The following is a 243-nucleotide window of genomic DNA, read 5'->3' on the forward strand; positions in this document are numbered from 1 at the left end:
GCCGGGGCCATCAACCTGATCGGCGACACGGCGCTCTACGGGCGCAACTGGGGCTGCATCGAGGACCACCCCTTCCTGCATTTCGAGGTCTGCTACTACCAGGCGATCGATTTCGCGATCGCCCGCGGCCTGAAGCGCGTGGAGGCGGGCGCCCAGGGCGAGCACAAGCTCGCCCGCGGCTACCGGCCGGTCCTGATGCACTCGGCCCACGACATCGCCGACCCGGCGCTGCGCCGCGCGGTG

Annotated in this window: 1 protein-coding gene; it reads left to right on the forward strand. The window is 71.2% G+C overall.

The annotated features are described in order from the left end of the window. A partial coding sequence (locus KZZ06_RS21970; RefSeq protein ID WP_219582024.1) for a peptidogalycan biosysnthesis protein occupies positions 1-243 on the forward strand: 243 nt, incomplete at both ends.

Origin of the sequence: Sulfitobacter sp. CW3, assembly GCF_019392245.1 — a bacterium.
GTDB lineage: Bacteria > Pseudomonadota > Alphaproteobacteria > Rhodobacterales > Rhodobacteraceae > Sulfitobacter.